General features: G+C 63.8%; 19 protein-coding genes, 1 tRNA gene and 1 pseudogene. 9 read left to right on the top strand and 12 right to left on the bottom strand.

The features are described from left to right. The 5 genes and pseudogenes from tuf to phhA form a co-directional block, all read left to right on the top strand. A pseudogene (gene tuf / locus M2320_RS22360) lies at positions 1-129 on the top strand (elongation factor Tu); the annotation flags it as partial. 127 nt (positions 130-256) lie between these two features. Further along, a complete protein-coding gene (locus M2320_RS22365) occupies positions 257-1168 on the top strand; it encodes a hypothetical protein (protein WP_264599194.1) in 912 nt (303 codons plus the stop codon). Between the two features lie 229 nt (positions 1169-1397). Then, a tRNA-Trp gene (locus tag M2320_RS22370) sits at positions 1398-1473 on the top strand. Between the two features lie 817 nt (positions 1474-2290). Beyond that, on the top strand, positions 2291-2962 hold the full coding sequence (locus M2320_RS22375) for a sulfate transporter family protein (RefSeq protein WP_264599195.1): 672 nt from the start codon (positions 2291-2293) through the stop codon (positions 2960-2962). A 56-nt stretch (positions 2963-3018) separates the two neighbouring features. After that, positions 3019-3885 (top strand): phenylalanine 4-monooxygenase, encoded by an 867-nt coding sequence (gene phhA / locus M2320_RS22380; protein ID WP_264599196.1) that lies wholly within the window; start codon positions 3019-3021, stop codon positions 3883-3885. Here the strand turns inward: phhA and putA are convergent. Further along, on the bottom strand, positions 3882-6911 hold the full coding sequence (gene putA / locus M2320_RS22385; protein WP_264599197.1) for a bifunctional proline dehydrogenase/L-glutamate gamma-semialdehyde dehydrogenase PutA: 3030 nt from the start codon (positions 6909-6911) through the stop codon (positions 3882-3884). The two genes, phhA and putA, sit on opposite strands and share 4 nt — an antisense overlap. Positions 6912-7079: 168 nt before the next feature. On the opposite strand from putA, the gene M2320_RS22390 reads away from it, so the two are divergent. Next, positions 7080-7250 (top strand): hypothetical protein, encoded by a 171-nt coding sequence (locus tag M2320_RS22390; RefSeq protein ID WP_264599198.1) that lies wholly within the window; start codon positions 7080-7082, stop codon positions 7248-7250. Positions 7251-7377: 127 nt separating this feature from the next. Here the strand turns inward: M2320_RS22390 and M2320_RS22395 are convergent, their stop codons facing one another. Beyond that, complete coding sequence (locus tag M2320_RS22395; RefSeq protein WP_264599199.1) at positions 7378-9447, bottom strand: methyl-accepting chemotaxis protein; 2070 nt, start codon at positions 9445-9447, stop codon at positions 7378-7380. 181 nt (positions 9448-9628) lie between these two features. On the opposite strand from M2320_RS22395, the gene M2320_RS22400 reads away from it, so the two are divergent. Further along, positions 9629-9901 carry a helix-turn-helix domain-containing protein gene (locus tag M2320_RS22400; RefSeq protein WP_264599200.1) on the top strand — a complete coding sequence of 91 codons (273 nt, stop codon included), beginning with the start codon at positions 9629-9631 and terminating at the stop codon, positions 9899-9901. A 4-nt stretch (positions 9902-9905) separates the two neighbouring features. On the opposite strand, the gene M2320_RS22405 is transcribed toward M2320_RS22400, so the two are convergent. Both M2320_RS22405 and M2320_RS22410 read right to left on the bottom strand, forming a co-directional pair. Continuing rightward, positions 9906-10196 carry a hypothetical protein gene (locus M2320_RS22405; RefSeq protein WP_264599201.1) on the bottom strand — a complete coding sequence of 97 codons (291 nt, stop codon included), beginning with the start codon at positions 10194-10196 and terminating at the stop codon, positions 9906-9908. A gap of 55 nt (positions 10197-10251) precedes the next feature. Beyond that, positions 10252-10785: a hypothetical protein gene (locus M2320_RS22410; RefSeq protein ID WP_264599202.1), complete on the bottom strand. Its 534-nt coding sequence runs from the start codon at positions 10783-10785 to the stop codon at positions 10252-10254. Between the two features lie 302 nt (positions 10786-11087). Between M2320_RS22410 and M2320_RS22415 the strand changes: the two genes are divergently transcribed. Continuing rightward, on the top strand, positions 11088-13367 hold the full coding sequence (locus M2320_RS22415; protein WP_264599203.1) for a putative bifunctional diguanylate cyclase/phosphodiesterase: 2280 nt from the start codon (positions 11088-11090) through the stop codon (positions 13365-13367). Between the two features lie 3 nt (positions 13368-13370). On the opposite strand, the gene M2320_RS22420 is transcribed toward M2320_RS22415, so the two are convergent. The 7 genes from M2320_RS22420 to topA all read right to left on the bottom strand — a co-directional run bounded on the left by M2320_RS22420 (position 13371) and on the right by topA (position 19125). Further along, entirely contained in the window at positions 13371-13610 is a 240-nt protein-coding gene (locus M2320_RS22420) for a hypothetical protein (protein ID WP_264599204.1), read from the bottom strand. 34 nt (positions 13611-13644) lie between these two features. Further along, positions 13645-13860: a hypothetical protein gene (locus M2320_RS22425; RefSeq protein WP_184429397.1), complete on the bottom strand. Its 216-nt coding sequence runs from the start codon at positions 13858-13860 to the stop codon at positions 13645-13647. 40 nt (positions 13861-13900) lie between these two features. Then, a complete protein-coding gene (gene rpsU, locus M2320_RS22430; RefSeq protein ID WP_264599205.1) occupies positions 13901-14197 on the bottom strand; it encodes a 30S ribosomal protein S21 in 297 nt (98 codons plus the stop codon). Between the two features lie 104 nt (positions 14198-14301). Next, positions 14302-14532 (bottom strand): hypothetical protein, encoded by a 231-nt coding sequence (locus M2320_RS22435; RefSeq protein ID WP_264599206.1) that lies wholly within the window; start codon positions 14530-14532, stop codon positions 14302-14304. Between the two features lie 195 nt (positions 14533-14727). Beyond that, positions 14728-14940 carry a cold-shock protein gene (locus M2320_RS22440; RefSeq protein ID WP_264599207.1) on the bottom strand — a complete coding sequence of 71 codons (213 nt, stop codon included), beginning with the start codon at positions 14938-14940 and terminating at the stop codon, positions 14728-14730. Positions 14941-15160: 220 nt separating this feature from the next. Continuing rightward, positions 15161-16210 (bottom strand): alpha/beta fold hydrolase, encoded by a 1050-nt coding sequence (locus tag M2320_RS22445; protein ID WP_264599208.1) that lies wholly within the window; start codon positions 16208-16210, stop codon positions 15161-15163. Between the two features lie 35 nt (positions 16211-16245). Then, positions 16246-19125 (bottom strand): type I DNA topoisomerase, encoded by a 2880-nt coding sequence (gene topA, locus M2320_RS22450; protein ID WP_264599209.1) that lies wholly within the window; start codon positions 19123-19125, stop codon positions 16246-16248. Positions 19126-19295: 170 nt separating this feature from the next. Between topA and M2320_RS22455 the strand changes: the two genes are divergently transcribed. Then, complete coding sequence (locus tag M2320_RS22455) at positions 19296-20237, top strand: aspartate carbamoyltransferase catalytic subunit (RefSeq protein ID WP_264599210.1); 942 nt, start codon at positions 19296-19298, stop codon at positions 20235-20237. A 72-nt stretch (positions 20238-20309) separates the two neighbouring features. Here M2320_RS22455 and M2320_RS22460 read toward each other — a convergent pair whose 3' ends face one another. After that, positions 20310-20489, bottom strand: a complete 180-nt coding sequence (locus tag M2320_RS22460) for a hypothetical protein (RefSeq protein WP_184429390.1) — start codon at positions 20487-20489, stop codon at positions 20310-20312. Between the last annotated feature and the right edge of the window lie 273 nt (positions 20490-20762).

The following is a 20762-nucleotide window of genomic DNA, read 5'->3' on the forward strand; positions in this document are numbered from 1 at the left end:
CCGGGCGACAACATTTCGATGGACGTGTCGCTGATCGTTCCGATCGCGATGGAAGAGAAGCTGCGCTTCGCCATCCGCGAAGGCGGCCGCACCGTCGGGGCCGGCGTCGTCGCTTCGATCATCGAGTAATCGTTCGCAAGAACGGGATTTTTGGGGGAGCCTAGAGGCTCCCCTTTTTTGTGATTCGCTCACTTGTTTCGACCTATGATGCGCCGTTTAGCGCATGTTATCTTGCGCACGGCGTTTAGGTTAAGCGATGAAAGAAGCGATACGATTATTGCAGTCTTTTTGGAAAAACGATGCCGAGAAATTCTCAGCAAAAGACGCCTTGTCGATGTGTTCGTTTTACAAAGAGACCACTCGCAGGAATGCGTCACTGTTTAATAAATGTATCAGGAACAATATTGTTCTCTTCGATCAGTTTGTGTCTTGGTATACCCGAGTGGCAACGGTTCTATGTTATTCTGGAACCGGAGAGCAAATAAAATCGCGTGCAGCTTATGCGTCCCTATGTTCCGCGATAGTGTCGTTGATGATTTCCATTCGTCATCAAGTTACCCTAGGGCATGATCTCGCCGCAAAAATCCTCCTCCGCTCACTGTGTGAGTATGTCGAGACCTTGTCGCTGCTGCTTGTCGAGCCGGGATTGGTCGCCGAATTTCAAAAGGAAGAGTTTAGTGACGCGAACTTGTTTTGGCATCGCAACGTCAAGTCTCTGAAGGCGCGAAAAGCCGTTATTCGAGCTGCTGTTGGAGATAGCTTGGACGAAAAGTTTTTAACAGAATGGTTGGAATGGCTACGAGAAGAAGACACCATTCTGTCCCTGGCAGCCCATCCATCGTTCGTGGCCGCGTCGATGACAAGGTTCCTCATAAACAGCGACGACAATCCGGATGGGCCTTTGGAGTGGCCGCCGTTTCTCGGGTATGTTTCGGATTTTTCGGTAAGAACACTCAGGTACGCAATCCTCACTGCGTCAACTCCGGTAATCATCGCAGACTTTCCATTTGGAAAGCGAGGGAAGTTGACTGGACAAATGAAATTTGATGAGCGTGAATCAATGCACGTAGCGATCGAAAAAGAAAGAATTGTGCTCTTAAGCGTGATAAGATTCGTCATAGAAGAAGCTAGCGAAAACCCAGCATTTACGGCGAGTTTAGGCCGATAGTAGAGGCTCACTGTAGCTCGAGAGGCGTCCGCTAGAGCTATGCTCGTGCACGCGAGGAGGCCGTGTCCGGAGGGCACGACTTCGTCCGTTTCGATACGCTGTATGGATTGATTGTTCGTGGCGTCCTCGACATTTTGACCGCGCCACGCTTTTTTTCGTCTATTTAAGCGTCGCGTGGGCTTGCGTTACGGCGGTCATTCCGATTAGAAGGACACACGCTTCGGCGCGTAGGAGTGTAGCTCAGTTGGTAGAGCACCGGTCTCCAAAACCGGGTGTCGTCGGTTCGAGCCCGGCCACTCCTGCCAGTCTTTCAAGACCTTAGAAACGCCATGCGACGCCCCCCAGACCATTTGGTCAGGAGGGTAACGAAAACCGCATGGCGCCGTGATCTTAAGGGAGCCCTTCGCGGCAGAGTGGGAAAGCCCGGCTTTGCTTTCGCGGGACCGCCGTCAGGCTGTGACCCTGCGCCCCCTCCTTTGTTAAAGTCAGCCCACCAAATTCTTCAGCATTTGCCAGGGAACCAGCGGCCCAAGCATCAGTACAGCCGAGAGCATCACTGCAACACGTTCCATACCCGTGGTTTGCCGAAGAAACTCCCGAACGCTTGTCGCTCGATTTTGTTCAGTCATATGCTAGCCCTCCACATTGACCTTTTCGATGAACGCGGAGAGGACGGATTGGGTTCAAAATTCAATTTTTAATTATTTGAAATCATGAGTTTTTTATTGTTGCGGACGACCTGAGCCGCCAACGCGCTGTTTCGACCGCCGTTCAAATCCACGCCCCGTGATCGCGGCAAATTGCCAAATCATGACAAGGATGACGCGGTCGCCATGTGCAGCCTGGTTGCCGAGAATTGCGAACACAAACGTCGCAGAAAGAAAAACCCCGCCAGCGGTTTTCACCGTGCGGGGCCCGCTCCAAGGCGTCTGTACATCCGAGCTCGCCTTGGAATTGAGCGTAGAATGCCCTGTGATTGTGACAGACGTATGACGCTTCGCGCCCCTGCGGACGCGCGCAGCGCGGCGGCGGCGCAGAAATCGTGGCGTCTCCCCATTTTTCGGCTATTCGTTCTGCTGGAATGAGAGCCCCCGGACGGGGGCGCGCCGTTTGGAGCTTTGGATGTTTCAAGACGCCTACGCCAGTTTACGGGAAATCTTCACGCCGCCCTTTCGCTCCGTCATGGCGAAATCCCTCGGCCTGACCGTGACGATTCTGATCGCGCTGGGACTCATGCTCGACAGACTGGCGCTCTACGAGACCACCAACGTGGCGCCCTGGATCGCGATGATCGTCAAGGTGATCGCCGCCCTCGGGCTTTCGGTCGGGCTGTTCTTCCTGGTCGCGCCGGTGTCGATGCTCGTCGCCGGATTTTTCCTCGACGAACTCGCCGAACACGTCGAAGCCGGGATCTATCCCGACGGGCGAAAAGGCGTCGCGGCGCCCCTGTCCGAGTCGCTCGCCTTGGCCCTCAGGTTTTCGCTGGTGTCGCTGGCCGTCAACATCGCGGCCTTCCTCCTCTGGCTGCTGCCCGGGGTGAACGCCATCATCTTCTTCGCCGCGAACGCCTACCTGTTCTCCCGCGAATATTTTGAAATGGCCGCGTCGCGGTTCATGACCAGCGAAGCGATCCGGGCGCTGCGCCAGCTCAACCAGCTCAAGATTTACGCCTACGGCCTGGTCATTGCTTTGGTCGTGGTGACGCCCATCCTGAACCTGTTCACGCCCTTGTTCGGCATCGCCTTGATGGTCCGCCTGAACAAGAGGCTGATGCCGCGCCTCCCCGCGCCATAATCCGGCTCTTTATTTCAATGGCGCGCGGCGCCATCTGACATGAAGAGGAGGGAGCGATGGCGGAGGCCCCGACACGCAACCGCTATGTCGACGTCCCCAAAAAAGCGGACTGGACCATAGAGCAGGATTGGCCGTCCTATTCGGCGCAGGAGCACGACCGCTGGCGGCGCCTGTTCGACCGGCAGGCCCGGCTGCTTCCCGGCCGCGCCTGCCAGGCTTTTCTCGACGCCAAGGCCAAGCTCGGCCTGTCCGGCGCCGGCATTCCCGATTTTGACACGCTTTCGCAACGCTTGCAGGCGCTGACCGGCTGGCGCGTGGTCCCGGTCGCTGGCCTGATCCCGGACGAGATGTTCTTCACCCATCTCGCCAACCGCCGCTTTCCCGCCGGCGCCTTCATTCGTCGCGAAAGCGAACTCGACTATCTCGAAGAGCCCGACGTGTTCCACGACGTGTTCGGCCATGCGCCGCTGCTCGCCGATCCCGTTTACGCGCGCTTCATGGAGGCCTACGGCCGGGGCGGCTGTCGCGCGCTCAAACTGGGGCGCCTGCGCAATCTCGCGCGCCTTTATTGGCGCACCGTCGAGTTCGGCCTGATCGACACCCCGGAGGGTTTAAGAATTTTCGGCGCCGGCTTGCTGTCCTCGCCGGCCGAAGCTGTGTTCGCGCTGGACGACGCCTCGCCGCACCGCCTCGCCTTCGACCTCGAACGCATCATGCGCACAAAATACCGCATCGACGATTTCCAGCAGTGTTATTTTGTCATCGAAAATTTCGACAGCCTGCGCCGCGCCTGCGACCAGGATTTCGCCCCGCTCTACGCGCGCCTGGGCGCGGCGCCGGACATCGAAGCCGACGCCATTGTCGAAACCGATCGCGTCATCACGCGCGGCGATCTCCATTATTCTCGAAACAAAACCGCCTAATCGTCCAGCGCCAAAAGTCCGGCGTCGCCGCCAAAGGCCGCCGTGTTCACCGTCATCGTGGTCTCGCGCAGGAAACGGCGCAGATAATCGGGCCCGCCGGCCTTGGGGCCGGAGCCGCTCAGCCCATGCCCGCCAAACGGCTGCGCGCCCGGCACGGCGCCGATCATGTTGCGGTTGACGTAGAGATTGCCGGCGGGCGCGCGGGCGAAAAATTCGGCGATGCGCCGCTCGATCCGCGTGTGCAGGCCAAGCGTCAGACCGAAGCCGGTGGAGGCGATCTCGTCGAGCAAAGCCGAGAATTTATCCGCGCGCCAGGTCGTCACATGCAGCACAGGCCCGAAAATCTCGCTCGTCAGGTCGCGCGGGCGCCCGATCCGCACAATATGCGGCGCGACGAAAGACCCCGCAGGCGCCGCGCCGGCAAAAAGCGCGTGTCCCGCAGAACCTGAAATCGCCGCGTCCAATTTCGCCTTGGCCTCGGCGTCGATCACCGGGCCGACATGCGTGCAAATTTTTCGGGGGTCGCCGACCTTCAATTCGCGCGCCGCGCCGATCAGCATGTCGAGCGCCGGTTGCGCGATATCCTCTTGCAGGCACAGCAGACGCAACGCGGAGCAGCGCTGTCCCGCCGAACGAAAGGCCGAGGTCAAGACATCGTCGGTCACCTGCTCGAGCAGAGCGGTGGAATCGACAATCATCGCATTGACGCCGCCGGTTTCGGCGATCAGCGGGATGAGGCCGCCCGCGCGTTGCGCCAAAGCCGTCTGGATCGCGCGCGCCGTCGCCAACGATCCGGTGAACACGACCCCGCCAATGCGCGCATCGCCGACCAAAAACGCGCCAAGCCTTTTCGAGCCCGGCAGGAACTGCAAAACGCCCGAGGGAACGCCCGCGGCCAACAAAATGTCGACGGCCTCGCGGGCGATCAGCGGCGTCTGTTCCGCCGGCTTGGCGAGGACGCAATTGCCCGTCGCCAAAGCCGCCGCGATCTGGCCGACGAAAATGGCCAAGGGAAAATTCCACGGCGAGATGCAGACGAACAGCCCGCGCCCGCCGCGTTCGTAGCGATTGGATTCCCCCGCGACCGCCGGCAAGGTTTTGGTGGCGCAAAGCCGCCGCGCCTGCGTCGCGTAAGTGCGGCAAAGGTCGGCGGCCTCCCGCACTTCGGCGAGCGCGTCGTCGAGCGTCTTGCCGGCCTCGTCCTGCAGCAAGGCGATCAACCGGCCGCGCCGCGCCTCAAAAGCATCGGCGGCGGCCTCGAGCAGGCGCGCGCGCTGTTCGACGGGTGTTGCCCGCCATGCCGGAAAGGCGGCTTGCGCCAGGCTCAAGGCGCGATCCGCCGCCTCCTCATCGGCTTCGACGACGGTTCCGATCACCTCGCCGTCCACAGGCGATTGTCGCGGGCGCGCCGCCGCCCGGCAGGCGACGCTCGGCAAGGCGTCCACGCGTCGCCCGCTATGCGGCGCGATCTCGGCGAGCAGCGCCGCCAAATCTGCGGAGCAGCCAAACTCGACGCCGCGCGAATTGCGGCGCAGCGGCAGATAAATGTCATCGGGCTTGCGCAATGACGCATGCCGCGCCCGCCCGTCCGCAAGCGCCTCCAGCGGGTCCGCCAGCAGCGCGTCGTCAGCAAGAGTCCGGTCGGCGACGCGGGCGACGAACGAGGCGTTGGCGCCGTTCTCGATCAGCCGCCGCGCCAGATAGGCGAGCAGGTCGCGCTGCGCGCCCACCGGCGCATAGACCCGGCAAGGCGCGCGTTCGCGCAGCGCGGAATGCAAGGCCTCGCCCATGCCATGCAGCCGCTGGAATTCGAATTGCGCCCCGGCGCCGGCGCGGCTCAGCAGCGCGGCGGCGGTGACGGCGTTATGGGTGGCGAATTGCGGATAAAGCGCGGGCGCGGCCAGCAGTTTCTCCGCGCAGGCGAGAAAATTCAGATCGGTCATCGCCTTGCGGGTGAACACCGGATAATCCGCGAGCCCGCGCTCCTGCGCGCGCTTGATCTCTGTGTCCCAATAGGCGCCCTTGACCAGCCGCACCATCAGCCGGCGCCCGAAAAAGCCGGCCAGCGCCTGCAAATGATCGATCAGTGCGAGCGCGCGTTTTTGATAGGCCTGCACCGCGAGGCCAAATCCCTCCCAGCCGCGCAGCGAGGGATCGGCGAGCACGCGGCCAAAAATTTCTAACGACAGCTCCAGCCGATCCGCCTCTTCGGCGTCGACGGTGAGGCCGAGGTCGCGGTCGCGGGCGAGCCGCGCCAGCTCCAGCACGCGCTGCGGCAATTCAGCCAACACGCGCTCGCGCGACAAAGCCTCGTAACGCGGATGCAGAGCGGACAATTTCACCGACACGCCCGGCCGTTGGCGCGGCGAATCCCCCTGCGCCGCCTCGCCCACGGCGACGATGGCCTGCGCATAGGCGTCGAAATAACGCGCGGCGTCCTCGCGCGTGCGCGCGCCTTCGCCGAGCATGTCGAAGGAGTGCAGATCGGAGGTTTTTTTCGTGCGCGAAAACGCCTCGGCGATGGTCTCGGCGAAGACAAATTGGCCGCCCAGCACTTTGATCGTTTGTCGCGCGGCGGCGCGCAAAGCCGGCGCCCCGAGCCGCAGCGCCACGCCGGCGGCAAGATTGTGGGCGGAAAAATCGGCTTGAACCAATCGAGAAGACACGCCGAGGGCGAAAGCGCAGGCCTGGATCAGCGTCTGCTCCGATGTCGCGCGATGGGCGCCGAAATCGCCCGCCGCGAGCTTGTCGGCGAGCAGCAGGTCGGCGGTGGGAGTGTCGGGCGCGCGGACCAGCGATTCCGCCAGCGCCATAATGGCGAGCCCCTCGCGCGACGACAGTTTGAACTCCTGCAAAAACGCCTCGACGCCGGCGACGCCCCCCACTTTTGCGCGCACGGCGCGCACCAGGTCGCGGGCGAGGGCGCGCTCCGCTTCCGCTTCGTCGCGCGCCGAGGCGCGAAAGCGATGCAAAAAATCCTCGTCCGGCGGCGCATAGGCGGCGCGAAAGCTCGGCGCGTCCATCATGCTTGCGTCTTCATCGGGCTCTCCTCCGCCCCGCAAAAAAAAAACGGGGCCGACGCGCCGCCATTGCCGGAAAGCCGACCGCGTTCTGCGTCCTGTTCCGATCTGCAAGGAACGCGAGCGCGGCCATTGCGTTCCCTTCGCGGTCAATTGCATCCGGGGGGAACGCATATGGGCGTCTGGAGAAAAATCATCGACGCGGTTTCGCAGGACGACGGCGCGGCAAGCATGTATTCGGCGCTGATCGGCGTGCCGCTGACCTTCGATCCGCCGCCCGGCGCGAAGCCCATTCACGACAAGCCGCCGCATCCGTCGCGGCCCTCGCAGGCGACGCGAAAATAGCACGGGGCCGGCGCGGCGGCTCAAGCCGGGCGCGGAATGGGCGCATGGTCCGGCGTCGCTTGGCCAGAGCGCCGGGGGAAACCGGCCTGCGGTCGCTCGGCGATCGGTCGCTCAGGCGATCGGTCGTTCAGGCGATCTTCGCCCCCATGCGCAACCCGCCCCAATGCTTGCCGCGCACGAAAATCGGCGCCGAAATATCCTTGATCAGCGCCACCTGGCCGCCGCCGAGATCGCGGGGATAGGTCTGGCTCAGGCTTTCCGCGGTGTTGCGGCCCGCCATCAACCCGGTCATGTCGTCGAAAATGCGCCGGTTGCGGCTGTTGGCGTTGTTCCACACGGGGTCCGGCCCCTGCGGCGCCGAATATTTCTTGTTGTGCACCGGCAGATAGCCGTTGTGATCGACGGCGGCCGAAAACACGATGGCCGAATCCAGCGCAAGAATCGGCTCCTGGATCGCGGGCAGATTGGCCTCGAGAAACGCCAAAGCGCGGTTGCGGAATTGCTGCGGATTGGTCCCGGGGATCGGAATGTAGTTGACGTCGAACAGATCGGCTTCGGCGATGGCTCCCGCAGCCAGGGATTTTTCGAACAGCGTCGAGATCATCGCGGCGCGTGAGATCACAATGTCGCGCAAGGCGCGCTCCCTGCTCAGCAGCCGATCCATCAGCGCCTTCAACGCCGCGGCGGTCTGTTTCGGCGTTTCCGTGAACAGCAGCCTGACGCCGAAATCGGCGGGCAGGGCGCGGGCGCGCACCGCGCCAATGTCCTGAAGCGCGAGTTCGACCAGATCGCCGGCTTGCAGCGGGACGCCATTGACCAGCGCCGAGCCCTCGGAAATCTCCAACACCTCGGCCGAAACCGTCTGGCCGCGAAAGTTCAGGCGCGCGGCGATCTTGGCGGGCGAGCGCGGGAACTTGCGCTGGTCGACGTCGACGAAATTCTTCAGCGTCACCGAAAGCCGCTTGGTCAGATGCGCCGAGAGCGCGCTCACCTGGCGCGATTGCGAGGCGACCTTTTCCGTGGCCTCATCGGCCTCGCCGACCGCGCCATTGAAGAGATCGACGCTGCCGCCCAATTGGGCGGCGCCCTGGGCGGCGGAATTGGCGCTCTGCCCCACTTCCTGGATGGCGCCGATCTGCTGGTCCGAACTGCGCGCCACCGCGCTGGCGATTTCGGCGATGCGGCCGATAATGTCGCGGACTTCTTTCATCGAGGCGACCGAGGAGCGCACGGCGGTCTCGATCTCGCCGATCTGGGTGGCGATGTCGCGGGTGGCGACGCTGGTGCGCTGCGCCAGGGACTTGACCTCATTGGCGACCACGGCGAAACCGCGCCCGCTTTCGCCGGCGCGCGCCGCCTCGATGGTGGCGTTGAGCGCCAGCAGGCTGGTCTGGCTGGAGATGCCGGAGATCAGCGTGACGATCTCGGTGACCCGCGCCGCGCAGGAGGCGAGATCGGAAAAGCGCTGCTCGGCGCCGTCGGCGCGGGTGACGGCGTCATGCACCAGGGCGTTGGCGTCATTGGCCTGGCGCCCGACCTCCTGGCTCGAGGCGTGCAGCTCCTCGACCGCGGCGGCCACGGCGCCGATGGACTGGCTGGCGGTTGCGGCGCCGTCGGTCACCAGGGCGACGCCGCCGCGCAATTCGCCGATGACTTTTTCCAGATCGGCGACAATGGCCCGCATCGCGCCGGATTGGGTTTCCGCCGCCGCGTTCGAGGCGACCATTTCCGCATCGACGGCGCGCAGCAGTTCGGCGGCCTCCTTCTCGCGGGAGACGCTGTCGCAGCCGGACACATAGGCGTCGAAGCTCGCCGCCATATCGGCGAAGACCATGTCGAGCACCCGCCCCACAAGGGCGGCTTCGCGGGACTGGCGCCCCAGCGCGCCCCGGACGAGCCCGCTGGTCAACAGGCCATAGGTTTCGACGAAGGTTTTGGGCGACAGCGCGGCGCGCGCCTGGGCCTCGCCGATCCGGCGGGCGCGCAAAACCTGGTCCTCAGTCGTCGGCTGCGCAACCAGCTCGCGCCAATGCGCGCGCAAGTCGGGCAGGAGGCTGGACAGCGCGGCCTGGGCCGGGTCGGAGGCCAGGCGGGCGCGCACATCCTCGATCACGCCGTCGATCTGGGCGGGCAGGAGCGCGGGCTCGTCTTCCGTCGAGGCGGCGAAACGCGATCTTGCAAGCCGGGAAAGCGGCATTTTGTCATGCTCCGGAGTTATGACGGCATTGACCAAGGTTAACCGTCAGAGCTTGCGCAAAACCTTCGGTCTCTTTCGCGCGCCCTATGACCTTTTGCATAGGCGGGACAAGACGAAGGTCACTATCGGAAACCTTGCGTTAGCGTTAATCGGGGCGCGCTCCAGCAGGAATCGTGCAGCGATGTCAAGCAGGGACCCGAATCCCATCGACCGAATGGTCGGCGGCAATCTTGAGGCGGCGCGTCGCCGCGCCGGTCTTTCCGTCGTTTGCGTCTGCGAGGCGATCGGCGTCGACGAAATCCGATATCGCCGCTTCGAGACCGGCCGCGAGCGCATCGACGCGCGCAGCCTGCAACAGATTTGCCGTCTGCTCGGCGTCTCGCCGATCGTCTTCTTCTCCTCCCTCTCCGTCATCGAGGCCGATGGCGAGGAGAGGCCGAGATGGATGTGCTGAGCCTCTAGAGCCCGTCCGGTGAACTTTCCTTGCGCGCCTCGATCCAGGTCAGCGCGGTGATGGAAAAGAAGCCGCCGAGCCAGGATCCCAGCGCCGCGAACAGCACATAAAGCCAGTTCGACGTGTAGCTGATCACCGCGAAAGCCGACATCAGATACCACAGGCTGCTCCAGTTGGCGGCGGCGACGCGCCGGCGCGCCGCGACCGAGGCGTTGAACAGGACATAGACCGCGTCGGTCGCCGCCGTGGAGGCGAGCACGCCGAGGGCGATCAGGGGATCGAGGGCGGGAAGCATGGATCGGGACCTCCAAAGGGGTCCCGATCTTATCATGGGTCGCCGCGTGTCGGCGTCAGGCGATGGCGGCGCGGGCCGCGCGCCGCGCGCCGGGAGCGGGGAGGGCGCGACGCCGTCCGTCGATCCGGCCGCCGCTCAGCGCCGCGCCCTTGAGCTGGTCGAAGGCCTCGCGGATGCCGCCGACCGCCAGATCGAGATTATCCAGCGCGCGTTCGCGATTGTTCAGGTCGGCGGCTTCGGCCAGCCGCAAGCTGTCGAAGGCGACCGCCAGCGAATTGGTGGCCGCCGCGAGTTGCGGCCCGAGCGCGGGAAAATAAAGCCCGACCAGAATGTTCAGTTCGGCGACGTCCTCGTTGAGGGCGGTCATCTCATCGGCGGCGCGCGGAAAGGTCCGGGTCTGCGCCAGGTCGTAGCGGGCGCGGAAGAAGGCCATGGCGTCGACAAAGGTTTTTTCCGCGCGGCGATAGAGTTCCTCGGATTTCTGGCTCTTCAGCCACAATCGTTCGCGCGAGATGGAGATGAAATAGGCCGCCGCCGCCGACCCGCTGACGGCGCCCAGGATCAACAGTCCATATAACAACGCGCTCATGACAGACTCCGCTTATGTCATTGATCAAGCTGGCATTAAGCTTATAATTAAAGCTTAATCGGCGAGCGCCGCGGCCATTCATGGCTAGGAAAGCGTTCCATGGTTTCGCCGGGAAAAGCCTGACCTGCGTCGCTCGGCGCCCCAATTTGGCGCGTCTTTCCGCCCGCCAAGCGCCTCGGCGGGCGTAAAGACGCGCGCCGCGAATTTCCAAATGGTTTCAATTCAAGGTTGCATTCTATTTACACCCTTAAGCTAAAAAGACGTTATGGCGCATCCGGCGCCGGGGCGAGGGGATGGCGTAAGTGGCGGAGTCAGGCGGCGCCGCATCGGTGCGGCGGGGCGGGTCGCAAAACCTGCTTTACAATCTGGCCTGCGCTCTCTGCGTGGCGGCGCCGCTTCTCGTCTGCCGCTTCGGTCTGCTGGCCGACGCCGCCGCGGCCGCCTTCCTGCTCGCCCTGCTGCTCAGCGCCGTTCCTTCCCTCGCCGCGCTGGCGAAATTCGACCTGCCCGAGGAATGGCCGGTCTGGTCGGGCGCTTTCGCCGCGCTGACCACCGGCGCCATGGCTTTCGTCAGCGTCACGCCGCCGGTTCCCGCCGACATGCGCCTGACCGGCGCGCTCGCCGCGCTCGGCCAGGCCGTGCTCGCCATGGAGAGCGAGGCGCCGCAGCCGCTGGCGCGCTGGCGCGGCGCGCTGGCGCTGGGGCCGCTGGCGGTGGGCCTGGCGATGCGCCACACGCCCGACGCCTATGTCGGCGTCGCCGGCGTGCTCGCCCTGTTCCTGGCCCTCCCCTTGATTTCTCGACGCATCCAGCGCGTCGCCGAGACGGAGACGGAGGCCGAAAACCGGCTGACCTCGGCGCTCAACGGGGTCAGCCAATGTTTCGGCCTGTTCGGCAAGGGGCAGGTCTGCCTGTCCGGCAACGCCGAATTCCTGCGGCTGTTCAAGCTCACCCCCCACGAGGCGCGCGGCCGCACCCTGACCGACATGATGAGCCATCGGCTGGCGCTGCCGCTGAAAGATCGCGGCGACATCGACCGCCTTCTCGACCTCGCGGCGGCGGCGCAAAAGAAGAAGCTGAAGCAAAAACTCTGCGTCGATCTCTCGGGCGACCGGATCATGGAATTCGTGTTCTCGCCGACGCCCGACGGCCTGTCGCTGCAGGTCGAGGACGCCACGCGCCGCCGCGCCGAGGAGGTGCGCATCGAGCGCCTGGCGCGCACCGACGACGTCACCGGCCTGGCCAATCGCGCCGCCTTCCGCGAAATCCTGGAAGAGGCGGGCGCTCAGGCCGCGGCCAGTCCCTTCGCCATTTTCATGATCGATCTCGACCGGTTCAAGCAGGTCAACGACACCATGGGCCATGCCGCCGGCGACAAGCTGTTGTCGCGGGTGGCCAAGCGCCTGCTCGATCTCGCCGCCGAGGGCGAGGAGGTGGCGCGGCTCGGCGGCGACGAATTCGTCGTGCTCGCGCCGATGGACCGCGAGCAGGCCGGCCATTTCGCCGCCCGCATCGTCGAGGCGGTGAGCGAGCCCTATCAGATCGAGGGGTCGAAGCTGCTGATCGGCGCCTCGGTCGGCGTGGCGCTGGCGCCTGAGGATTCCTCCAGCGCCTCCGACCTGATGAAAGCCGCTGACATGGCGCTTTACGCGGCCAAGGACAGCGGCCGCGGCGGCTGGCGCTATTTCACCCGCGACATGGCCGAGGACGCCCGCCGCCGCCAGCAGATCGAGCAGGACCTGCGCATCGGCATCGGCCGCAACGAACTCGAAGTGCATTACCAGCCGATCATCAGCCTTGCCAAGCGCCGCATCTGCTGCTGCGAGGCGCTGGTGCGCTGGCGCCACCCCACGCAAGGCATGATTTCGCCGGCGCTGTTCATTCCGATCGCCGAGGAATCCGGGCTGATCGTTCCGCTCGGCGAATATGTGCTGCGCCAGGCCTGCGAGGACGCCAAGAGCTGGCCGCGCACGGTGCGGGTCGCGGTGAATTTTTCCGCCCACCAGTTCGCGCGCGGCGGCGTCGCCGAAATGGTGCGCCGCGCCCTGCGCGACACCAAATTTCCGCCCAACCGCCTCGAAGCCGAAATCACGGAATCCGCGCTGATGAGCGATGCGGACAATGTTTTGGCGACGCTGGACGAATTGCGCGATATGGGCGTGCGCGTGGCGCTCGACGATTTCGGCACGGGCTATTCGTCGCTCGCCTATCTGAGCCGCTTCCGCCCGGACAAGGTGAAGATCGACCAGTCCTTCGTCCGCGCCATGGGCAAGAACGCCGCGGCTCTGGCGATCATCAAGGCGGTGCGGGCGCTGGCGAAGGAGCTTAGCATCGACATGCTGGTCGAGGGCGTGGAGACCCAGGAGCAGCTCGACATTCTGCGCGCCAATGGCGCCGACGAGGCGCAAGGCTTTTTGTTCAGCAGGCCGCGTCCGGCCAATGAGATCGCGCGTCTGGTCTCCGATCCCGCGCAATTGCCGCGGGCGCGCAAACTCAACAATCCCGAAGACGCCGCCTGGACCTCCCCGTTCGAGCGGGTCGACCCCAATGTGGTGGCGCTCCGGCCGGAATCGATTGCCTAAGCGTCAGGTCCGGTCGGCGTAGGGCGGAACCTCCACCAGGGTTCCGATCAGGCGCAGCAAGGCCTGACGTTCCGGCGCATTCGCATCCTTGCTCAGGAAGGTCACGAGTTCGATGGGCGAGAGATGCCCGCCCGAGGGCGCGTTGGGCTGGTGAAGGATGAAGGCGCGGCCATTGGCCGGCTCGCGCGCCAGGAACCAGGCGTCGCCGTTGGGGCTGCGGTACAATTCTTGCCGGTCTGACATGTCGCTTGATCCTTGTTGGCTTGGCGGCCGGCGATTACGAGCGCCGCACCATTTTGATGGGCGCCATCGGGTGGCGCGACATCCGGGCGATTTCCTGATCTTGCGCCTCAAGGAACGCCCGCGCCGGCTCATCGCCGTCGAGGCCGCCCAGAATGTCGCGGGGCACGCGCCGGTTGGAGCGCGTGGCGCCGTCTTCATAAATCACGTCGAACAGGACGAATTCGCTTTTTGAACCAGGTTTGCGCGGCACTTTCTTAAATCTCCGGAAGGAAGGGAACGCGACCCCTCGCTCAAGCCGAGGGGGTCGCCGTCGAGACATTTGCCGCCGTGGCTGGGGCGGCGGCCGGTCGCCGGGGGCGCGCGGGCTTGCGTTTGGGCATGGGCAGCAGCCCCTCATATTGGGCTTTCTTGCGCGCCTGCTTGCGCGAGCGACGGATCGCCTCGGCCGCTTCCCGCGTGCGCTTCTCCGAGGGTTTTTCATAGGCGCGGCGCTGCTTCAGTTCGCGGAGCACGCCTTCGCGTTGAAGCTTCTTCTTCAGCACGCGAAGCGCCTGATCGATATTGTTGTCACGAACCAAGACTTGCACGATGGCTCCAATCTCTGAGGAAAAAGGCCGAGAGCATTTTCGAGCGAACGGACTGCCGCTCCGCGTCAAAGAAAATGCGTAAAAAGGATGATCGATCTAACGGCTTATTGGCGCACGGCGGTCAGCAGTCTCTCGACGGCGACGCGCTCATAGCCTTCCTGCTCGTTCTTGATCCGGTATTGCAGGCCGGACCCGCCGTCGGGAAGCAGCCGTGTGACCTTGAACACGGCGTCGTCGGACTTTCCCTCCAGGACGACATGAGCCCCCGGCGCGAATTTGTGGGTTGCGGTCGAAGCAACCGGCCTGGGGTGGTTCGTTCGCGAATTTTCGCGCATGGCGCATCCTTTCATCGCCTGTTCCAAGCCTCAGCCTGGAACGAAAAGAAAAAGCCTCGGGATGTCCCGAGGCTCCTCGTTCTCGCAACGCATCACGCCAGTACATCCGTGGACTGCGACACGTGCGCGAGAAGCAGACTTGGGCGAGGCGGAGGGCGCGGGTTCGTTGGCGCCCGTCCCGCCTCTATGTCGCGCTCAATCCATCGCCTGAAGACGCGAGGCCGAGGATTTTCCGGTGCGGCGATCCGCGGTCACCTCGTAGCTGAGCTTTTGACCTTCGGTCAGGCCATAAAGCCCGGCCTGTTCGACGGCGCTGATGTGCACGAACACATCCTTGCCGCCATCGTCGGGCTGCAGAAAACCAAAGCCTTTTTGGCCGTTGAACCATTTGACAGTGCCGGTCGCCATGCTGAGACTCCTTCGCGCATGTTTATACATGGCCCACCGCAAGGCGATGCGCCATTTTCTATCGATTGATTTGGGGGAGGTCGTCAGCTGCGTATGAAACGCGGGGCCAAGGCATCGGCCTAAATTTTCGATGTTTTGAAGGTAGACCCAGTTGGGGGCAAAAACAAGGCAATAATATTTTATTTATATTTTGCCGCGCACGGCGCGCCCGCGACGAACATTATGTTCCGAGAAACGCCAGGGTTTCGCGTTCAAAATCCTTCGGCGCCTCCAGATGCGGCACATGGCCGACGCCCGGGAACTCGACGTGACGGATCGCCGGATGCGCCGCCGCCACGTCGCGCGCCGCCTGCGCCAGAGGCGGGATCCGTTTTTTCGCCTCGGCCGAGGCATAGGCGAGGAACGGCGTCGCCTTATCCTGCGCGCCCGTCAGCAGCAGCGTCGGCGGCTTGAGCGCGCCAAACAGTTTGCGGATCGGCTCGTTGTAAATCATCTGATAGGTGAGGGCGACGACGCGCAGATAGCGGGGATAATCCCCCGACAAAGCGAGCCGCATCCGGCTGGTGACGAAAGCTTCATACTGCGCCGCCGGCAGGCTGACGAAATAGCGCGCGACAAAGGCGCGATAGCTCGCCTCGTCATAGGCGGCCTCCGCCTTTTCCAGCGTGGCCAGGGTCTGCGGCGGAATGTGATCGCGATAGTCGACCAGCCCGATCGGGTCTTCGAGGACGAGGTTGCGCACGCGCGCCGGATGTTTTGCCGCCAGATGCACCGCGAGCATGCCGCCGGTGGAATGGCCGATGACGTCGAACGTGCGCAGCCCCAATCCGTCGGCGAGCGCCAGCGTGTTGGCGACGAGATCGGTGAAGGAATAGGTGCGGATCGGTTTTGACGACTTGTTGAAGCCGATCTGGTCGGGAACGATCACCCGGAAACCGGCGCGACGCAGAAAAGCAATCGTGTCGGTCCAATAGGAGCTGTCGAAATTTTTCCCATGCAGCAGCATCACGGCGCGATTTTTGGCGAGGCCGTCCGCAGCGGGAAAATCCATATAGGCCATGCGCGTGGGCTCGCCATGGTCGAGCGCCAGGAATTTGATGGGGCCGGGATAGGGCCAGCCCTCAAAGCAGATGCCCATGGGCTCGATGGCCTTGTCCGACGCGTCCGCCTTGGACTGCGCGTGGACGGGCGCGGTCGCGAGCAATGGCGACGCCGCGGCGCCGGCCAAAAAGGCGCGGCGCGAGGCGTGAGGAGTGGCGTTCTTTTTCATGACAGGCGCGCTCTCTCTCGTCCCACCGCCTTCCGTCAAAACGGCGTTTCGTCGCTGTCCTCGATCTTCTTCTTCGCCGCCGGTTTTTTGGCCGCGGGCTTTTTCGCCGCCGCCTTCTTGGCCGCCGGCTTGGTCTCGCCGTCCTCGTCCGCCGCCTTTTTCGCCGCGGTCTTCTTGGCGGCCGGTTTTTTCGCCGCAGCCTTTTTCGCCGGCTTGCCGCCGCCGCTGGCGATCCGATCCTCGATCAGACGGATCGCCTCTTCCAGCGACACCGTTTCCAGCGTCATCGACTTGGGCAGGGTGGCGTTGACCTTGTTCCACGACACATAGGCGCCGAACCGGCCCGGACGCGCCGCGATCGGCCCGCCATCGGGATGTTCGCCGAGCAGCCGCCCGTCCGACGGGGCGCCGGACGCCTTGGCGTCGACGATTTTTGTCGCCTCTTCCAGCGTCAGCGTTTGCAGGTCCGTGCCCTTGGGCAGGGTGGCGTTGACCTTGCCCCAGGCCAGATAAGGCCCGAACCGCCCCGCCTTCAGCGAAATGGCGCCGCCCTGCGGGTGATCGCCGAACACTTTCATTTCGCCGCCCGCGCCGCCACGCCCGCCGCCGGCTTCCTTGGTCATGATCAGGTCGATGGCGCGGTTGCCGCCGATCTCCAGAACGTCGTCGTCCTTGCTGAGATTGGCGTAGGTCTTCTTGTGCTGAACGTAAGAACCGTAGCGGCCGATGCCCGCGAGAATGGGCTCGCCGGTCTCCGGATGTCTGGCGACTTCGCGCGGCAGCGACAGCAGCGCCAGCGCCTTGTCGAGCGTGACGTCGTCGGGTTTCAGCGTCGCGGGCAGGGAGGCCCGGCGGGGCTTTTCTTCCTTGCTGGCGGGTTCGCCCTCCTGCACATAGGCGCCGAAACGGCCATCGCGCAGGGTGATCTCCAGCCCGTTCTCCGGGTTCTCGCCCAGCACTTTGACGCCGGGACGCGAGCCCTCGGCCTGTTCGCCGCGATCGGCCAAAGTGCGGGTGAACTTGCACTCGGGATAGTTCGAGCAGCCGATAAAGGCCCCGAATTTCCCCAGTTTCAGCGACAATTGCCCATTGGCGCAGGCCGGGCAGGCGCGGGGGCTGCTCCCATCCGCCTTGGCCGGGAAAATATGCGGACCCAAGAGCTCGTTGAGGTTTTCGAGAATGTCGGTGGTGCGCAATTCCATGGCGCCGCCGACGGCGATGGAAAAGTCCCCCCAAAAATCGCGCAAAACCTGCTTCCAGTCGATTTCCGCGTTGGAAATCCGGTCGAGCTGGCCTTCGAGGTCGGCGGTGAAGTCATAGCCGACCCAGCGCCCGAAAAACCCTTCCAGGAACGCGGTGACAAGCCGCCCCTTGTCCTCGGGGATCAGGCGCTTTTTCTCCAGCTTGACGTAATCGCGCTCGCGCAGCACGGCGAGCGTCGACGCATAGGTGGAGGGGCGGCCGATGCCCAGCTCTTCCATGCGCTTGACCAGCGTCGCCTCGGTGTAGCGCGGCGGCGGCTCGGTGAAATGCTGGGTCGCCTCGATCTTGTCTTTTGCGCAGGCCTCGCCCTCGTTCATGGCGGGCAGACGACCGGATTCTTCGTCCTCCTCGTCGTCCTTGCCTTCCTGATACAATTTCAGGAAGCCGTCGAACCGCACCACCTGGCCGGTGGCGCGCAGGTCCAGCGTGCGCGCGCCCGCCTTGGCCTCGATATCGACGGTGGTGCGCTCCAGCAGCGCCGATTCCATCTGGCTGGCGACCAGGCGGGTCCAGATCAGTTCGTAAAGCTTGGCCTGATCCGGCTGCAAATATTGCGCGACGTTTTTCGGCAGGCGCGCGGGATCGGTGGGGCGGATCGCCTCATGCGCTTCCTGCGCATTCTTCGCCTTCACCTGATATTTGCGCGGCGCGTCCGGCACATAATCCTTGCCGAATTCCTTGCCGATCACACTTCGTGTGGCCGCGATCGCCTCGGGCGCCACGTCCACGCCGTCGGTACGCATATAGGTAATAAGGCCAACGGTCTCGCCGCCGAGATCGACGCCCTCATAAAGCTTTTGCGCCACCCGCATGGTGGTTTCCGGCGCCATGCCGAGCTTTCGCGACGCCTCCTGCTGGAGGGTGGAAGTGGTGAAGGGCGCGGCGGGATGGCGCTTGGCCGGCTTGGCCTCGACCGATTTCACCGTAAAGGAAGCCGTCTCCAGCGCGGCCCTAAAAGCTTCGGCCTCGGCGCCGGTCCCGACATCCTGGCGCGAAATTTTCTTGCCGTCCGCCCCGACCAGCCGCGCCAGGAAAGGCGCGTCCTTGGCGGTGCGCAGATGCGCGACCAGCGACCAATATTCGCGGGCGACGAATTTTTCGATTTCCAGCTCGCGGTCGCAGACCAGACGCAGGGCGACGGATTGCACGCGTCCCGCCGATTTGGCGCCGGGCAGTTTGCGCCACAGCACGGGGGAAAGATTGAAGCCGACCAGATAGTCCAAAGCGCGCCGGGCCAGATAGGCGTCGACCAGGCTCTGGTCGATCTCGCGCGGGTTGCGCATCGCCTCGAGGATGGAATCCTTGGTGATGGCGTTGAACACGACCCGCTGGACCGGCTTGTCCTTCAACACCTTCTTGTTGCGCAGAATCTCGAGCACATGCCAGGAAATGGCCTCTCCCTCGCGATCCGGGTCGGTGGCGAGCACGACGCGATCCGCCTCCTTCACCAGCGAAGCGATCTCGGACAGGCGTTTAGTGGCCTTGGCGTCGGTCTCCCACAGCATCTTGAAATCGGCGTCCGGATCGACCGACCCGTCCTTGGCGGGGAGGTCGCGGACGTGGCCGAAGGAGGCGACGACCTCGAAATTTTTGCCGAGATATTTGTTGATCGTCTTGGCCTTGGCCGGCGATTCGACGATGACGACGTCCATGGGGGATCCGAAATCTGGGCGTGATGGGCTTACGTGAACAGCGGCGGAACATGGGGGAGGCTCGCGAAACTGTCAAATGGGCAGAAACCATTCGCTCAAAATTTGCTCAGCAGCCCGCTGCGGCGCCGACACGCTTGCGAGGACCGCGCCGCTCCACTACTACCGTCCTCATGAGCCCGGCCTACACCTTTTCGCAACGTCATCTTCTCGGGATCGAGGGCCTCAACCGGCTCGAAATCCTCCACCTGCTCGATCTGGCGGAGGAGGCGGTCGCCGTCTCGCGACAGGTGCAGAAGCACAAGGCGTCGCTCGCCGGTCGCACGCTCATCAACCTGTTCTTCGAGAATTCGACGCGGACGCAAAGCTCGTTCGAGCTGGCGGGCAAGCGTCTGGGCGCCGATGTGATGAACATGTCGGTGGCGACCTCTTCGGTGAAGAAGGGCGAGACGCTGATCGACACGGCGATGACCCTCAACGCCATGCGCCCCGACATTATCGTCGTCCGCCACGCCCAGGCCGGCGCCGCCCATCTTCTGGCGCGCAAGGTGGACTGCGCCGTGGTCAATGCCGGCGACGGCGCCCACGAGCACCCGACCCAGGCCCTGCTCGACGCCCTCACCATTCGCCGCAACAAGGGCCGCATCGAAAATCTGAATGTGGCGATCTGCGGCGACGTGCTGCATTCGCGCGTGGCCCGCTCCAACATCATCCTGCTGTCGGCGCTCGGCGCCCGCGTCCGTGTCGTCGGCCCCTCGACCCTGATGCCGACCGGCATAGCGAATTTGGGCGTCGAGGTGTATCACACCATGCGCGAAGGCCTTAAAGACGCGGACATCGTGATGATGCTGCGCCTGCAACGCGAGCGCATGTCCGGCGCTTTCATCCCGTCGACCCGCGAATATTTCCGGTTTTTTGGGCTGGACGCCGAAAAGCTCGCCTATGCCCGGCCGGACGCGCTGGTGATGCACCCCGGCCCGATGAACCGCGGCGTGGAAATCGATTCCAGCGTCGCCGACGGCGACCAGAGCCTCATTCGCGAACAGGTGGAAATGGGCGTGGCGGTGCGCATGGCCGTGCTGGAGGCGCTGGCGCGGAACCTGCCGAACGGGTGACGCATATTCTCCTTCGCGCCTTGCGGCGCTTTGGCCAAAAATGCGCTGATTTCAAAGACGGTTGCTGTTTGGTCATTCGTGACTGTTTTGGCTCGATGAGCCGTCCAACATTCGTCTCAGGTTGGCAATACTGCGCTCGATCGTTGCGACCGCATCCGACGACGCATCAGAATTGCGTTTCGCCATAACCAATAAGCGCTGATATTTCTCAATGTCAGCCTTAATTTGAGTGCGAATAATTTGCATTTTCATTCAAGCGCCCGGTCATGGCAATCGACGACTTTGTTCCCAACCGTAAGCTGCACCATTCCTTAACTCGCGCCAATTCTCATGGTTATCAACCTTTTGTGAAGTCGGCCGCAGCCGCCATGGTTCGAGACGGCCGCTGCGCGGCCTCCTCACCATGAGGGATTCTTTTATGTATACAATGGAGTAGCCCTCACCCTGAGAGTCTGTGACTTTTTCGATTGCTGACGCTCATGACAGCTGATTCATTGGCTTGTGAGGCCGGGGGCAGTTGTCATG

It is taken from the genome of Rhodoblastus acidophilus, from assembly GCF_025961575.1.
Lineage (GTDB): Bacteria > Pseudomonadota > Alphaproteobacteria > Rhizobiales > Beijerinckiaceae > Rhodoblastus > Rhodoblastus acidophilus_C.

What these genes read in the sequence shown, in the direction of transcription:
- M2320_RS22445 (WP_264599208.1), bottom strand. Translation starts at nt 16,210, where the DNA reads ATGAAAAAGAACGCCACTCCTCACGCCTCGCGCCGCGCCTTTTTGGCC.
- M2320_RS22365 (WP_264599194.1), top strand. Translation starts at nt 257, where the DNA reads ATGAAAGAAGCGATACGATTATTGCAGTCTTTTTGGAAAAACGATGCC.
- M2320_RS22375 (WP_264599195.1), top strand. Translation starts at nt 2,291, where the DNA reads ATGTTTCAAGACGCCTACGCCAGTTTACGGGAAATCTTCACGCCGCCC.
- M2320_RS22455 (WP_264599210.1), top strand. Translation starts at nt 19,296, where the DNA reads ATGAGCCCGGCCTACACCTTTTCGCAACGTCATCTTCTCGGGATCGAG.
- M2320_RS22460 (WP_184429390.1), bottom strand. Translation starts at nt 20,489, where the DNA reads ATGAAAATGCAAATTATTCGCACTCAAATTAAGGCTGACATTGAGAAA.
- M2320_RS22440 (WP_264599207.1), bottom strand. Translation starts at nt 14,940, where the DNA reads ATGGCGACCGGCACTGTCAAATGGTTCAACGGCCAAAAAGGCTTTGGT.
- putA (WP_264599197.1), bottom strand. Translation starts at nt 6,911, where the DNA reads ATGATGGACGCGCCGAGCTTTCGCGCCGCCTATGCGCCGCCGGACGAG.
- M2320_RS22420 (WP_264599204.1), bottom strand. Translation starts at nt 13,610, where the DNA reads ATGTCAGACCGGCAAGAATTGTACCGCAGCCCCAACGGCGACGCCTGG.
- phhA (WP_264599196.1), top strand. Translation starts at nt 3,019, where the DNA reads ATGGCGGAGGCCCCGACACGCAACCGCTATGTCGACGTCCCCAAAAAA.
- M2320_RS22435 (WP_264599206.1), bottom strand. Translation starts at nt 14,532, where the DNA reads ATGCGCGAAAATTCGCGAACGAACCACCCCAGGCCGGTTGCTTCGACC.
- M2320_RS22410 (WP_264599202.1), bottom strand. Translation starts at nt 10,785, where the DNA reads ATGAGCGCGTTGTTATATGGACTGTTGATCCTGGGCGCCGTCAGCGGG.
- M2320_RS22405 (WP_264599201.1), bottom strand. Translation starts at nt 10,196, where the DNA reads ATGCTTCCCGCCCTCGATCCCCTGATCGCCCTCGGCGTGCTCGCCTCC.
- M2320_RS22400 (WP_264599200.1), top strand. Translation starts at nt 9,629, where the DNA reads ATGTCAAGCAGGGACCCGAATCCCATCGACCGAATGGTCGGCGGCAAT.
- topA (WP_264599209.1), bottom strand. Translation starts at nt 19,125, where the DNA reads ATGGACGTCGTCATCGTCGAATCGCCGGCCAAGGCCAAGACGATCAAC.
- M2320_RS22390 (WP_264599198.1), top strand. Translation starts at nt 7,080, where the DNA reads ATGGGCGTCTGGAGAAAAATCATCGACGCGGTTTCGCAGGACGACGGC.
- M2320_RS22395 (WP_264599199.1), bottom strand. Translation starts at nt 9,447, where the DNA reads ATGCCGCTTTCCCGGCTTGCAAGATCGCGTTTCGCCGCCTCGACGGAA.